Annotated in this window: 10 protein-coding genes; 4 read left to right on the top strand and 6 right to left on the bottom strand. The window is 73.3% G+C overall.

The genetic code is table 11. The annotated features are described in order from the left end of the window. Nucleotides 1-17: 17 nt before the first annotated feature. From ACSNN8_RS20085 to ACSNN8_RS20075, 3 genes are read right to left on the bottom strand one after another with little or no spacing between them, the layout of a single operon-like run. The gene (locus tag ACSNN8_RS20085) at nt 18-1385 is read right to left on the bottom strand and encodes a transaminase (protein ID WP_436650802.1); all 1368 of its coding nucleotides are present in this window, start codon (nt 1383-1385) and stop codon (nt 18-20) included. Nucleotides 1386-1425: 40 nt separating this feature from the next. After that, nucleotides 1426-2316, bottom strand: a complete 891-nt coding sequence (locus ACSNN8_RS20080; RefSeq protein WP_436650801.1) for a nucleoside hydrolase — start codon at nt 2314-2316, stop codon at nt 1426-1428. Nucleotides 2317-2320: 4 nt separating this feature from the next. Next, nucleotides 2321-4012, bottom strand: coding sequence for a sulfatase (locus tag ACSNN8_RS20075; RefSeq protein ID WP_436650800.1), 1692 nt, complete (start codon nt 4010-4012; stop codon nt 2321-2323). Nucleotides 4013-4157: 145 nt separating this feature from the next. Here ACSNN8_RS20075 and ACSNN8_RS20070 point away from each other — a divergent pair, with 145 nt between their 5' ends. Both ACSNN8_RS20070 and ACSNN8_RS20065 read left to right on the top strand, forming a co-directional pair. Further along, nucleotides 4158-6551: a phosphoketolase family protein gene (locus tag ACSNN8_RS20070; RefSeq protein WP_436650799.1), complete on the top strand. Its 2394-nt coding sequence runs from the start codon at nt 4158-4160 to the stop codon at nt 6549-6551. Between the two features lie 87 nt (nt 6552-6638). Next, nucleotides 6639-7517, top strand: a complete 879-nt coding sequence (locus ACSNN8_RS20065; RefSeq protein WP_436650798.1) for a phosphotransferase — start codon at nt 6639-6641, stop codon at nt 7515-7517. A 77-nt stretch (nt 7518-7594) separates the two neighbouring features. On the opposite strand, the gene ACSNN8_RS20060 is transcribed toward ACSNN8_RS20065, so the two are convergent. Next, nucleotides 7595-8056 (bottom strand): MarR family winged helix-turn-helix transcriptional regulator, encoded by a 462-nt coding sequence (locus tag ACSNN8_RS20060; RefSeq protein WP_436650797.1) that lies wholly within the window; start codon nt 8054-8056, stop codon nt 7595-7597. Between the two features lie 56 nt (nt 8057-8112). Between ACSNN8_RS20060 and ACSNN8_RS20055 the strand changes: the two genes are divergently transcribed. Next, nucleotides 8113-10257, top strand: coding sequence for an MMPL family transporter (locus ACSNN8_RS20055; RefSeq protein ID WP_436650796.1), 2145 nt, complete (start codon nt 8113-8115; stop codon nt 10255-10257). 2 nt (nt 10258-10259) lie between these two features. Here ACSNN8_RS20055 and ACSNN8_RS20050 read toward each other — a convergent pair whose 3' ends face one another. Beyond that, the gene (locus ACSNN8_RS20050) at nt 10260-12836 is read right to left on the bottom strand and encodes a tetratricopeptide repeat protein (protein WP_436650795.1); all 2577 of its coding nucleotides are present in this window, start codon (nt 12834-12836) and stop codon (nt 10260-10262) included. Between the two features lie 272 nt (nt 12837-13108). Here ACSNN8_RS20050 and ACSNN8_RS20045 point away from each other — a divergent pair, with 272 nt between their 5' ends. Further along, nucleotides 13109-13486 (top strand): hypothetical protein, encoded by a 378-nt coding sequence (locus ACSNN8_RS20045; protein WP_436650794.1) that lies wholly within the window; start codon nt 13109-13111, stop codon nt 13484-13486. 60 nt (nt 13487-13546) lie between these two features. Here ACSNN8_RS20045 and ACSNN8_RS20040 read toward each other — a convergent pair whose 3' ends face one another. Next, nucleotides 13547-14098 (bottom strand): RICIN domain-containing protein, encoded by a 552-nt coding sequence (locus ACSNN8_RS20040; protein WP_436650793.1) that lies wholly within the window; start codon nt 14096-14098, stop codon nt 13547-13549. Nucleotides 14099-14315 lie beyond the last annotated feature (217 nt).

Genomic DNA, 14315 nt, shown 5'->3' with positions numbered 1-14315 from the left:
TCGCGAAAGCCCGGTCGTCAGGCCGTGAGCTCGGCGAGCGCCTCCGCGAAGATCTCGTGGTGACGCTCCACGTCGGCCGTGGTGGTCTGCGGCGCCATCAGCGCCATGTTGTGGAACGGGGTGAGCAGCACGCCGCGGTTGGCCAGATAGGTGTGCAGGAAGTCCTCGAGCTCGGCGTCCGCGGCGGCCGCCGACTCGGTGCCGTTGCGTGGGGCGGGGTCGGTGAACCGGTACTCGACCCGGGCGCCGAGCCGGCTGACCGACCACGGCAGACCGTGGCTCTCGATGATCTTGCGGATGCCGGTGGCGAACGCCGTGGCCGTCGCCGTCATGCCCGCGAAGGCCTGCTCGGTGAGCACCTGCTCGAGGCACGCGCGGGCGGCGGCCATCGACACCGGGTTGCCGGCCAGCGTGCCGCCGACGCCGCCCATGTCGACCAGGTCGAGGTCGGTGCGGCCGAGGATCTCGTCGGCCAGCGGGGCGCTCAGCCCGTACGCCCCGATCGGGATGCCGCCGGCGATCGACTTGCCGATCGTGAGCACGTCGGGCTCGAGACCCCAGGCCGCGGTGGCGCCGCCCGGACCGGCCGAGAACGTGTGGGTCTCGTCGTTGATCAGATAGGTGCCGTGGCGGCGGGTCAGCTCGCGCACGCCGGCCAGGTAGCCCGGCTCGGGCAGCACGATGCCGATGTTGGTCAGCGCCGGCTCCATCAGCACCGCGGCGACGTCGCCGTGCGCGAGCTCGCGCTCCAGCCCGGCCAGGTCGTTGAACTCGGCGACCCGGCTGGTCCGGGTGACGTCGACCGGCGCGCCGACGTTGCCCTCGCGCGAGACGCCGTGCCCGTCGGGGCCGACGACGATGAGCGACTCGTCGACCGAGCCGTGATAGCAGTAGCTGTTGACCAGGATCTTGGGCCGGCCGGTGACCGCGCGCAGCAGCCGGATGGCCCAGCGGTTCGCGTCGGTGGCGGTCAGGGCGAAGCTCCAGTACGGGATCCCGAAGCGGCGGGCCAGCTCGGCGCCCACGGCCGCCGCGTCCTCGGTGGGCAGCATGGTCGTGGCGCCGCCCAGCTCGCCGAGCCGCCGGGTGACCGCCTCGACGACCGGCGCGGGGGAGTGCCCGGCCATCGCGCCCGTGTCGCCCAGGCAGAAGTCGAGGTAGTCGTGGCCGTCGACGTCGGTGATCCGGTTGCCCGAGGCCTGCTGGAAGTAGATCGGGAACCCGGCGGCGGTCTTGTTCATCCAGGTCATCGGCACGCGGCCGAACAGGTGCTCGGAGCGCTGGTAGGCGGCGGCCGAGCGGGGGCGCTGGGCGGCGAAGGTGGCGCGCTCGCGGGCGGCGAGCTCGGCGAGACGGGTGCGATCGACCCCTGATTCCGTCGGCATGGCGGAACGCTACCAATGATCTCGTCGTGGGGCGAGCCTCCTACGACCCATTCCGTAGCAGACGCTCGAGGATGACCGGGCCCGCCGGCTCGGCCACGGCGAGCACGACGTCGATGCCGGGCGCCGCCGGGTCGGCCACCGTGCGGCCGTGCGCCACGTCGACGCGGACGCCCAGGCGGGGCTTGTCCGAGGCGGTCACCAGCCCGGTCGCCAGCGCGGCGGCGAGCGGGTCGTGCAGCGGCAGCTGGCGGGCGCCGAACCGGGGCTCGTACGAGTCGAGGTAGGCCGGCAGCATCGCCGCGATGGCGCGGTTCACCGGGTCGCGGGCGGCGGCCAGCGCCGCCCGGTCGTCCTCCGACCAGCGGTGCCGCAGGGTCACGTCGAGCGGCACGAGCGTCAGCGGCCACGGCGCGGCGAGGACCTCGGCGGCGGCGGACGGGTCGTCCGCGATGTTGGCCTCGGCCTGCTCGGGCCGGTTGCCCGGGGTGCGCAGGGCGCCGCCCATCACGGTCACCGCGGCGACCAGCCCGGGCAGCTCGGGCTCGGCGCGCAGGGCCGCCGCCAGGTTGCCGCAGGGGCCGGTGGCGAGCACGTGCAGCTCGCCCGGGTGGCGCCGGGCCAGCTCGACGAGCAAACTTCCGGCCGTACGGGAATCGGGTTGCCCGCCCCGGGGGAGCGGGACGCCGCCGACGCCGTTGCCGCCGTGCACGTGCGGGGTGCCGCCGCGCCACCGGCCGGCGCCGACCGCCACCGGGATGTCGTCGCGCCCGGCGAGCGCGAGCAGGCCCAGCGTGTTGGCCGCGGCCTGCGCCGCCGAGGTGTTGCCGTTGACCGTGCCGATGCCCGCCACGGTCACGTCGTCGTGGGCGAGCAGCAGCGCCAGGGCGATGGCGTCGTCGATGCCGGTGTCGCAGTCGAGGTAGAGCAGCATGCCTCTACGATGCCGGGGTCTGCCGGCCGAACGCGGTGAAGAACTTGTCGCGGAAGTCGCTCATCGGCCAGACCGGGGTGTCCGGCCGCGGGCGCAGGCCCTCGGCCCAGCCCCAGCCGGTGATCCGGTCGAGCACCTCCGGGTCCTTGGCGAGCACGGTGATCGGCACGTCGTGGCTGGCGCCGGCGCCCGCCGCGATCGGGGAGGGCTGGTGGTCGCCGAGGAAGACCAGGACCAGGTTGTCGTCGCCGTACAGCTTGACCCAGTTGATCAGCGTCGTCAGCGAGTAGACGATCGACTTGCCGTACTCGGCCCGGACCTTCTTCGGTTCGGCCCACAGCGCCTTGGGCTTCTGGCCGTTGTCGACCATCCGCTGGTAGATCGTGCCGTCGCCGACCTGGTTCCAGTCGGGCAGGTAGTCGGGGATCGGCGCCCACGGGGTGTGGCTGGAGACCAGCGGCATCTCGATCATCAGCGGGCCGCGGCCCGGCTTCTTGTACTCCAGGGCGTTGACCTGCTGGAGCGTGAACTGGTCGGGCATCGGCGACCAGCTGAACTTGGGGCCCGCGTAGCCCAGGTTGCGCGAGTCCCACACCGCGTCGTAGCCGTAGAAGGCGCCCTCGGGCCAGGCTCGGGTGGCGCCGGGCATGACGCTGACGGTCCGGTGGCCGATGTCGCGGAACGCCCGGGTGAGCGTGAGGCGGTCGCCGGCGACCAGGTTGCGGTACCGCTGCTCGTTGTTGATCCACACCCCGGACTCGAAGGTGGCGTGCGCCAGCCAGCTGCCGCCGCCGAAGGTGGGGGAGGTCAGCCAGCCGCTGCGCGCCGCGAACCCGGCGGCCTTGAGCTCGGCGGTGCCGCTGTCGAGCACCGGGCCGGTGATCCTGGACAGGGCGTCGCCCTCGACCGCGCTGCGGCCGTAGCTCTCCACGAAGGTGAACACGACGTCCTTGCCCTTGAGGCCGGTGAGCATCTGCGCCGCCGGGACGGTCTTGAACGGGTCGCGCTGCACCTCCGCGGCGAAGGTGGCCTCGTCACGCAGGCCGGCGCGCGCCTGGTGGGCGCGATCCCAGGCGTACGTGGCGGTGCTGCGCGCGGCCACCGGCACGGCGCCCCAGACCGAGACGCCCAGCGCGAACGCGAGCACCCAGGCCACGCCCGCGCCGCCGGCCGCGATCGCCGACGTGCGGCGGTGCCGGCTGACCAGCGCGCCGATCCGCAGCACCGACCACGAGGTCAGCGCGAGGATGGCCACGACCAGCAGCAGGATGCCCACCACAGCGGCGAGCGCGGCGGCTTGGCCGTACGCCTCGGAGGCGAAGCCGAACGCGTCGTCGAGCAGCACCCAGTCGAGCACCGGGTCGAACGGCCGGTTCAGCTCCTCGAAGAACCCCATGTCCAGGCACTTCTCGATGACCAGCAGGCCGAGGAGCGAGCCCGCCACGACCGCGAGGACCCGGCGGGCCCGGCGCGGCAGCACGACCAGCAGGCCCAGCAGCACGGCCCCCTCGATCGGCAGGCGCAGGAATCCCATCGGGGTCAGCCGCGACAACACGTTGGGGAACACGAGCGCCGCGAACAGCAGCACCCCGGCCGTGATCGTCAGCGCGAGCTGGACCCCCGGCCGGCTCCGGAAGGCTTGCAGGCGGGCACGGCGGCTGACGACGGCGGGCGGGCCGTCCTGGATCTCGGGCACGCCAGGGGGAACGGATGAGCGGGGCCCGTCGGTTCAGCGACACACCGAAGTCACTTCGACCCGGTACCAAAGACTCTATTGGCGCCGCGGGGGTAGCCCTAGCGTGAACGCCGACGAAGCGCCCTTGCGACGAGAGGACCTGCCCGTGTCCACGGCTGTCTCCGACCTGCTGCCCACGCTCGACGACGCCGACCTGGCCCGGCTCGACGCGTGGTGGCGGGCCGCGAACTACCTGACCATCGGCCAGATCTACCTGCAGGCCAACCCGCTGCTGCGCGAGCCGCTGACCGCCGGGCACATCAAGCCCCGGCTGCTCGGGCACTGGGGCACCAGCCCCGGGCTGTCGTTCGTCTACGCCCACGTGTCGCGGCTGATCCGGCACACCGGGCAGGACACGATCTACCTCACCGGCCCCGGCCACGGCGGTCCCGCGCTGGTCGCCGCCGGCTACCTCGAGGGCACCTACAGCGAGGTCTATCCCGCCGTCACCCGCGATGAGCTCGGCATGCGCCGGCTGTTCCGCCAGTTCTCCAGCCCCGGCGGCATCCCCAGCCACGTCTCGGTGACGACCCCCGGCTCCATCCACGAGGGTGGCGAGCTGGGCTACGTGCTGGTGCACGCGTTCGGCGCCGTGTTCGACAACCCCGACCTGCTCGCGATCGCCGTGGTCGGCGACGGCGAGGCCGAGACCGGCCCGCTCGAGGGCTCGTGGAAGGGCGTGTCGTTCCTCAACCCCGCGCACGACGGCGCGGTGCTGCCGATCCTGCACCTCAACGGCGCGAAGATCTCCGGCCCCACCGTGCTGGGCCGCAAGGACCCCGAGGAGGTCCGCAGCCTGCTGCGCGGCCACGGCTACGAGGTGATCGAGGTCGAGGGCGACGACGTGCCCGGCATGCACCACCGGTTCGCCGCCGCGCTGGCGCAGGCGTGGGGCCGCATCCGCGCCATCCAGCAGGCGGCGCGCGGCGGCGACTGGGACGGCGCCCGGCCTGCCTGGCCCGCGATCGTCCTGCGCACCCCGAAGGGCTGGACGGGCCCCGACCAGGTCGACGGCGTCCAGGTGGCCGGCACGTTCCGCTCCCACCAGGTGCCGCTGGCCGGCGTGCGCGACAACCCCGACCACCTCGCGCTGCTCGAGCGGTGGCTGCGCTCCTACCGGCCGGAGGAGCTGTTCGACGCCGACGGCGCGCCGGCGCCGCTGCTGCTCGAGCAGTCACCGGCCGGCGACCTGCGGATGAGCGCGAACCCGCACGCCAACGGCGGCGTGCTCACCCGCGAGCTCGACCTGCCCGACTTCCGCGACTACGCGATCGAGGTCAAGCAGCCCGCGGTCGCCCGCGCCGAGTCGACCCGCAGGCTGGGCGAGTTCCTGCGCGACATCTACCGCGCCAACCCCGACCGGTTCCGGCTGTTCTCGCCCGACGAGACCAACAGCAACCGGCTCGGCGCGGTCTTCGAGGTCTCCGACCGCGCCTTCCTCGAGCGGGTGACCCCGGACGACGTGGCGATCGGCCCGTCCGGCCGGGTGATGGAGGTGCTCTCCGAGCACAACTGCCACGGCTGGCTCGAGGGCTACACGCTGACCGGCCGGCACGGGATGTTCGCGACCTACGAGGCGTTCGCCATGGTGAGCGCGTCGCAGACGATCCAGCACGGCAAGTGGCTCGAGGAGGCCGACCACCTGCCGTGGCGGGCCAAGGTGCCCAGCCTCAACGTGCTGCTCACCTCGACGGCGTGGCGCAACGACCACAACGGCTTCAGCCACCAGGGCCCCGGCCTGATCCAGAATGTGCTCACCCAGCGCGGCACGGTCAGCCGCGTCTACCTGCCGCCGGACGCGAACTGCCTGCTATCGGTCGCCGACCACTGCCTGCGGTCGCGCTCCTACATCAACCTGATCGTCATCGACAAGCAGCCGCAGCTGCAGTGGCTCACCATCGACGAGGCGATCGAGCACTGCGCCCGCGGCGCCGGCATCTGGACCTGGGCGGGCACCGACGACGGCACCACCGACCCCGACATCGTCCTGGCCTGCGCCGGCGACGTCGTGACGATGGAGACCGTCGCGGCCGCCCAGATCCTGCGCGAGCGCCTGCCCGGCATGCGGGTGCGCGTCGTCAACGTCGTCGACCTGATGACGCTCGTGCGCCCCAAGGACCACCCGCACGGCATGAGCGGCACCCTGTTCACCGAGCTGTTCACCGACACCGTCGACGTCGTGTTCGCCTTCCACGGCTACCCCGGCGCCATCCACCAGCTGGTGCACGGCCGCCCCGACGCCGACCGCTTCCGGGTGCGCGGCTTCATCGAGCAGGGCACCACCACGACCCCCTTCGACATGACCGTCCGCAACAAGGCGTCGCGCTACCACCTGGTCATGGACGCCATCAACAACGCCCGCCGCCTCCCCCAGGGCGCCACCGACCTCAAGCAGTGGTGCGAGAGCCAGCTGGCCCGCCACGAGGCCTACGTGGTCGACCACCTGGAGGACATGCCCGAGGTCCAGGACTGGTCCCTCGGCGACTGGGCCACGTCCTGACCCTCCCTCCCCGGCGGCGCCGCCCGAGCGGCGCCGCCGGCCCCCACACCCCCGGCCGAGCCTGGTGCCCGCCGAAGTGACACTCCGATGAGCGGGAGCGTCACGCAGCCGTTCGACGACCGCGCTCGCCTGCTCTGTCCCGGCTTGCGCGTCGACTCCGTGCTGCACCGCACCGGCAAGGCGGTCCTGCTCGCCGGCGTGCTCGACGGCGTCGACGTGGTCGCGAAGCTGCTCACCGACGCCGGCCCGTTCTGGCAGGCCCGGTTCACCGCCGAGATCGACACCCACGCCGCGTTCGAGGTCGCGCCGCCACCGGTGCCCGCGCCACGCCTGCTCGCCGCCGACCCTGACGCCGGCGTCCTGGTCACCACCCGGCTGCCCGGCGTGCCGGTGGCCCGTGACCGGTACCCCGCCACGCTGCATCCCGACGCCGTGCGGGTGATGCTGCAGACGGCCCGGGACCTGCAGCAGTGGTCCGCATCGGGCAACGTGTTCACCGCCACGTGGGACTACCCGCACCGCTTCCACCGGTACCGCACCGACTACGGCCTGCTCGACGCCCGCGACGAAGCCGCCCTGAACGCGCTGGCCGCCGCGGCCGGGCCGATGCGCCCGGCGCACGGTGATCTGCTGCCCGCGAACGTGCTCCGCGCACCCGCAGGGATGCCGGCCGGGGTGGTGGACTGGGAGTTCACCGGCCGGTACCTGCCCGGCCTGGATGCCGCGCTGCTGTGGCTGGTTCTCGGCCGGCTGCCGGCAGCTCGGCAGGAGATCGAACGGTTCGCCGGCGACAGCGAGCCCGACCGGGCCGGGTTCTGGACCAACGTGGCTGCCTTGTGCATACGGGAGGTACGCACCCACGGCGACCTGCCCCACGGGCCGCTCCGTGCCGCCCGGCTGGCGTACCTCGCCGCGACGTGGAGGACGGTCCGCGCCCGGGTGCACAAGCTGGCCGGGCTGCTGTGATGCCGGTGGACTCGGTCCGCCGGGGATCCCCGGCCTCGCGCTGACCGACGCATCGCCGGGGTGGCGGGCCGAATCGGTCAGGAATCGGTCATCGCCGCGAGCACCTTGTGCAGCAGGGCGTTCAGCGTCTCGTCCTCGTCCGGGGTCAGGCCGAGCGCCTGTGGGGTGTTCATGGCCTGGACCAGCGGGGTCGCCCGGTCCAGGGCCGAGCGGCCGGATTTGGTCACCTGCACCACGCTCGCCTTGCCGCGGGGGCCGCGCCGGCGGGTGATGTGGCCGAGGCGTTCCAGGGAGGTGAGCAGTTCGCCGATGCTCTGCGGGGTCACCAGCACCCGGCGGGCCAGCTCGGCCTGGCTCAACCCCGGATCGCTCACCACCTGCACCAGGACGCCGAACTGCGTCGGGGTCAGGCCGGCCCGCGCCAGGGTGTCGACGAAGCGGCGCGCGACCGCGTGATGGGTGCGCACCAGCGTCCAGCCGGTCACCTGACCGGGGTCACCACCGGACCAGCCGGGATTCCGCTGCTCGACATCGCCCACGGACAGACTATAAGGTTCCTGACAGACCATAAGGATCCTTATAGCGGGGCGGAGCGATGCGACGCTGGACCACCTGGATGCTGCGCCATCGTGCCCTCGTGATCGTCGCCTGGGTTGTCGTCGCCGCGGCCGGCGGCGTGCTGGCCCCGCGTACCGTGGACGCCCTGCGGTACGAGTTCGCGTTGCCCGGCCGGCCTGCGTACGAGACCAACCAGCGCATCACAGCGGCGACCGGTGGCGGAGGAGCGGTCGACCCGCTGGTTCTCGTCGCCCGCCCCCGCCAGGCCGGCCCGGCCGCGCGCGAAGCGTTCGAGACGCAGGTGGCCCGGGTCACGGCCGCGTCCCCGGGCAGCCGCGTCCTCACCCCGGCCGACGCGAGCGAGCTGGCCTCCCCGGACGGCAGCGTCCTGGTCGCCCTGGTCTATCCCCGCGTGCTTCCGGGACCGGAGCCGTACGCCGCTGCGCTGCCGGCGCTCGAGGCTGCCGCCGCCCGGGCCGACGTCGGCGGGCGCCCGCTCACCGTCACCGGCACCACAGTGCTGGAGGAGACCTCGAGCGGCGGCAGGCGCGGGGTGCTGGTCGAGGCCGTGCTGGGCGGGCTGGGCGCGCTCGTCGTGCTCGCGGTGGTGTTCGGCTCGCTGCTGGCCGCCGTACCGCTGCTCGTCGCCCTGGTGTCGATCCTCGCCACCTTCCTCTGCCTGCTGGGCCTGACCGGGCTCACCGACGTGTCGTTCGTGGTCCAGTACCTGGTGGCGTTGATCGGGCTGGGGGTCGCCATCGACTATTCGCTGCTCATCGTCATGCGATGGCGCGAGGAGCGGGCCGGTGGCTCGGACAGTACGGCCGCGGTCGTGGCGGCCATGGCCACCGCCGGGCGGTCGGTGGTGTTCAGCGGGGTGACGGTCGCCGTGTCGCTCGCCGCGCTGGTGCTCGTACCGCTGCCGTTTCTGCGCAGCATCGGCCTCGGTGGCCTGCTGATCCCGTTGCTGAGCGTCGCCACGGCCACCACCCTCGTACCGGTCGTGCTCGCCACCGCGGGCGAACGCCTGCAATGGCCCCGCCGCCGGGTCACCGACCCGAGCAGCCGCACCTGGCGGCGCATCGCCACCGTGGCCGTACGTCGTCCCGCGCTCGTCGCGGTGGCGAGCACCCTGACGCTGCTGGCGCTGGCGGCGCCGCTGCTGGGCCTGCGGCTCGGCTCACCACGGCTGGACGCCTACGACGCGAGCACCCCGGCCGGGGTCGCCACGGCGCAGATCACGGACTCCGGGATCAGCGCGGGGGTGCTGCGCCCGACCGAGGTGCTGCTGCCACCCGCCGAGGCGCCGGGAGCGGTGGCGCGCTTCGCCGCTCTGCCCGGCGTCGCCGCCGCGGTCGCCCCGGCGCCGGCGGGCTGGAACACCCCCGCCGGGCAGCTGATCCAGGTCTGGACGGGCGAGGACCCCGCGACGGCGACCAGCCGGAAAGCGGTGCGCGCGGTCCGGGACACCGCGGCGACCATCCCCGGGGCGCGGGTCGGCGGGCACCCGGCCGAGGACGCCGACTTCGTCGCCGCGGTCTACGGCCACGCCCCGCTCGTCGTGCTGGGCATCGTCGTGGTCACGTTCCTGCTGCTGGCCCGGGCGCTGCGCTCGCTCTGGCTGCCGATCAAGGCGTTGCTGCTCAACGTGGTGTCGATCGCCGCGGCGTACGGCATCACGGTGGTGATCTGGCAGGACGGCGCCGGCAGTGAGGCGATCTTCGGCACGGCCGCGAGCGGCGCCATCACCATCTGGGTGCCGATCGCCGTGTTCGCGTTCCTGTTCGGCCTGTCGATGGACTACGAGGTCTTCATCCTGTCGAGGATGCGCGAGGCGTACGACGAGCACGGCTCCACCCCGCGGGCGGTGGTCGACGGCATCGCCCGCACCGGCCGGCTGGTCACCTCCGCGGCGCTGATCCTGTTCCTGGCCTTCGTCGCCCTGTCCACCGTGCCGGCCGTCGAGGTGAAGATCCTCGCCACTGCGCTGGCGCTGGGCATCGCCATCGACGCCCTGATCGTGCGGGCGCTGCTGGCACCCGCTGCGGTGGTGCTGCTCGGCCGGCTCAACTGGTCGCTGCCGCGGCCGCTCGCCGCCGTGCTGCGCCTCCCGCCGGAGCCTTCCCCGCGTACGCCATCGACCGCTGCCCGGGAGTCGCGCGGCCCGGCAGGCCCGCGCTGACGTCACCGCCGGTCGGCGCCGGCGGCCTCGGTCGCGGCCAGGTGGGCGCGGATCTGACCGGCCTCGGGCATGCCGAGATCGGTGTAGAGGGCCAGCGCGTCCCGGTAGTGCTCGCGGGCGGGGGCCGGGTCGCCGAGGGCCCGGTGGGCGTGGCCCAGGCCGGTGTGGGCCCGCGCCTGCTGCTGGCGGTCCCCGATGTCGGCGGCGATGACGCGGGCGGCGGTGTGGTGGTCGAGAGCGCGACGGGGGTCGCCCGCGGTGCAGGCGGCTTCGCCGAGACCGTTGAGCGCCCAGGTCTGGCCGGCGCGGTCGCCGATGTCGCGGAACAGGTCGAGCGCTCGCCGGTGGTGCTGGGCCGACCGGTCGTTGCGGCCGAGGCGGGCGTCGACGGTCCCCAGGCTGTCCAGCGCCCAGGCTTCCCCCCGCGGGTTGCCCAGCCGCCGGAACAGAGCCACGGCCTGCTCCTGGTGCTCGGCGGCCGACTCGTACCGGCCCAGCCGCTCCTCGGCCTCGCCGAGGTTGTTGAGCACGCTGGCCTCGCCGATCCGGTCGCCGGTGTGCCGCGAGATGGCCAGGGCCTGCGTGTGGTGGTCGGCGGCGGCGGCGTAGCGGCCCAGCCACCGCTCGACGACGGCGAGGTTGTTCAGCGCGCGCGCCTCCCCGGTGCGGTCGCCGGCCGACCGCGATCGGGCGAGGGCCTGCTCCAGGTGGTCGGCGGCGCGTGCGTAGCGGCCCAGCCGCTGTTCGACGACGCCCAGGTTGTTCAGGGCGTGGGCCTCGCCGATGCCGTCCCCGGACTGCCGGAAGAGGGCGTACGCCTGCTGGTAGTGGACGGTCGCCGACTCGTACCGGCCCATCTGGAAGTGGACGCCGCCGGCGCCGAGCAGTGCCTGCGCCTGCCCGGCCCGGTCGCGGATCTGGCGGGCGGCGTGCTGGGCGTGACCATGGATCGCCAGCGCATCGGCGTGATGACCGCTGTCGAGGTAGCGGTACAGGGTGCTCGACAGCCGGACCGACACCGCGGGCCAGCCGTGGCCCGCGGTGTGGACGGCGATCCCGGACAGGCAGAGCCGTTCGCCGTCCAGCCAGGCGCGGGCGGTGTCCGGGTCGGTCAGCGCGGGGGCCGGGGCGGCCGATGGGGGGATCCTCGGCCGGCGGTAGGCCTCCGCGGGGTGCAGGGTGTCCATGGCGGTGGCGGCGACGGCGACGTAGTAGTCGAACAAGCGGGTCAGGGCCTTGCGACGCTCGGGTGGGCGGTCCTCGTCGGTGGCCCGGACCGTGGCGTAGGCGCGCACGAGGTCGTGGAAGGTGTACCGGCCGGGGCCCGCCGGTTGCAGGAGATGATCGCCGGCCAGGTGGTGCAGGTGGGCCCGGCCGGCGGCGAGGTCGGTGTCGGCCAGCGCCGCGGCCGCGTAGGCGTCGAAGTCCGGCCCGGGGTGCAGCGCGAGCAGCCGCAGCAGTCGTCGCCGGTCGGCGGGCAGGTGCTGGTAGGACAGGTCGAAGGCGAGTTCGACACCCGTCTCCAGGCGCCGGTCGCCGTGGCGCTCGTCGAGCCGGTCGGCGTGGTCGGTGAACGTCCAGCCGGGCTTCGCCCGCACGTGCCCGGCGACCAGCCCGAGCGCGAGCGGCAGGTGGCCGCAGCGTTCGGCGATCCTCCGGACCGCATCGGGGTCGTCGCCGGCCGGTGTCCCGGGAGCGGCTCGAGCCAGGAACTGCCGGGCCTCGTCCGGGGTGAAGACGTCCACGCACAGGTGGGTCGCGGGGTCCAGGCCGGCCAGGCTGCACCGGCTGGTGACCAGGGTGAGGCAGCCCGGCACGGCGGGAAGCAGCGGGCGGACCTGGTCGGTGGTGGCGGCGTTGTCCAGCACCACCAGGGCGCGGGTGCCGGTGAGGCGATCACGGTAGGCGGCGGCCCGGGCCTCGAGGGTGTGCGGGATCTGCTGGGCGGGCATCCCGAGCAGGCGCAGGAATCCGTCCAGGACCGCGGCCGGGTCGGCCGGCGGCTGCGCCGGGTCCGGGTCGAAGCCGCGCAGGTTGACGAACAGCACCCGCTCGAACGGCTGCTCACGGTGGAGCAGGTGCCCGGCGTGCACGGCGAGCTGGGTCTTGCCGACCCCGGCCATTCCCTCGATCGCGGAGATCACCACCGCGTTCCCGTCCCGTGCCGCGTGGCGGAGCCGGTCGAGCTCGCCGGTGCGGCCGGTGAACCCGGCCAGGTCCTGCGGCAGGCTGTCCTGCACCCGCACCTGGGACACCGCCTCGATCTCCCCGCCCACGACCCGCAACGTCTGGCGCCACTGCGTCACGTATCCGGTCTCGGGGTGCAGCGCCTGCGCCACCGCGACCACCAGGTCGGTGTCCAGGCGTCGCCGGCCGGGACGGAAGCAGTACGCGACGGTGGACCTGCACACCAGCTCCCCGGCCGGCCGGCCCGCCGCCGTCCACGCCGCGTTGACCCGATCCTTGATGACCTCGTACGAGGGGTCACCGGCCCAGGCCTTCAGGCGGCGCAGCTGCCCGACGAGGTCGTCGAGGCTGGTGGCCTGCGCCGGATCGGGCAGGGTCGCGAACCGGTCCACCGGTGCGGTCCCCGGATCCCCTGGCATCGGCATCGCCCACCACCCCAATGAACCGCATCGATGTCCCGGTGCTTCGAAGGCTAGCTACCTCACGGCCCGGCGGCGGTCGCCCACCCGACTCACGGACCCACCGGCGTCCGAATTCGTCCGAACTCCGCCGCCGCCGGGCATCGACGTCGAAGACTTTCCAGGCGTGGCGGGGCGAGGGACCGGACGAGTCCGGCCCCCTCGGCCACCGTCCGTCCTATCGGAACTCGGGAAAGAAGATCACCATGCGAGTGCACCGGCCACTGGTTCTGCTCACGGCGGCAGCGACGGCGACCATGGCTCTCGTCGGCGTGTCGACGCCGGCCGCCGCCGCGTCGTGCGATCCCAACGTCGGCTACACGATCAAGGACGGCAACTACATCAAGGGCAGCGCGAGCCTGCCCTGCTCCGGCACGGCCACGGTGACGCTCCAGCGCACCTGGAACGGGATCTGGGGGACCGACCTGACGTCGATCACGCTCAACGGCGCCGGTGACAACCGCAGCGTCGTGTGGAACTGCAAGGGCACCGGGAGGTACACGTACCGCACCATCGTCACGTGGCGGAAGGTCAGTGGCCTGCCCGGTTTCAAGGAGTCGAACCACACCGAACACACCTGCTGAGACCGACGGCCGTCACGGGCGGTGCACGCCTGCACCGTCCGTGACGGCCGCGGTTCCCGGTCAGCGAGGGACGGAGATCCAGGTGAACTCGCAGCGGTTGCCCGGATCGGAGTAGGGGGCCGTCTTCAGGTCGGTGCCCGCGACGCTCGCGCCGGACGAGATGCAGTTGCCGTAGACCCCTTCTTCGAGGAAGTAGAAGTCCGGCGGGCCCGGGAACCACAACTCGGGCTTGAAGATGTCGTTACGGCGGCTGCTGAGGTTGTCGCTGCATCCGTAGAGCACCAGCGGCGTGCCCACGCCGCCCGCGTTGCGCACGTTCATGCAGGTGTGGCTGGCGCCGTTGACGATCAGCTTGTCCGGGTAACCCCAGGCCTGGCTGTCCCGGAAGTACCACTTCTGGGCGCCCACGTTGCGGCAGCCGACCAGCTCGATGACCGTCAGGTCGGCGAGCGACTCGCCCTGCGGCTGGGCGCAGAGGTTCATGTTGGCCAGCGGCTTGATCTGGTAGGGCCCCTGGGTGACGGCCCAGGCGGCGCCGGCGGGCACGGTGATGGCGGCGGCCGCGACGGTGATGATGACCATCACCGATCGCAGCAGAGACTTGAGGCGCAAGGAAACTCCCGTCCTTTGTGGAGTGGGGAGCATACGCCGATGGCCCGGGGGCGGTCACGAGCTCACCGGCGGAGCGGCATTCCGCATCGCCTTCACCACCGCCGGACCCATGAGGTCGAGGGCGAGCGGAGGAACGTCCTCGGGACGGAACCACCGGATCTCGTCATGCTCCTCGGGAGCGACGTTCGCCGGTGTTCCCTCCCGCGCCCGACGAGCC

The organism is Actinoplanes sp. URMC 104 (assembly GCF_051386375.1).
Lineage (GTDB): Bacteria > Actinomycetota > Actinomycetes > Mycobacteriales > Micromonosporaceae > Actinoplanes.
The sequence above is the reverse complement of the archived record's forward strand: the minus strand, read 5'-3'. Positions and strand labels throughout refer to the sequence as shown.

Excerpts from the sequence above, each read along its gene's own strand:
- ACSNN8_RS20085 (WP_436650802.1), bottom strand. The coding sequence starts at position 1,385 with ATGCCGACGGAATCAGGGGTCGATCGCACCCGTCTCGCCGAGCTCGCC.
- ACSNN8_RS20080 (WP_436650801.1), bottom strand. The coding sequence starts at position 2,316 with ATGCTGCTCTACCTCGACTGCGACACCGGCATCGACGACGCCATCGCC.
- ACSNN8_RS20045 (WP_436650794.1), top strand. The coding sequence starts at position 13,109 with ATGCGAGTGCACCGGCCACTGGTTCTGCTCACGGCGGCAGCGACGGCG.
- ACSNN8_RS20065 (WP_436650798.1), top strand. The coding sequence starts at position 6,639 with ATGAGCGGGAGCGTCACGCAGCCGTTCGACGACCGCGCTCGCCTGCTC.
- ACSNN8_RS20055 (WP_436650796.1), top strand. The coding sequence starts at position 8,113 with ATGCGACGCTGGACCACCTGGATGCTGCGCCATCGTGCCCTCGTGATC.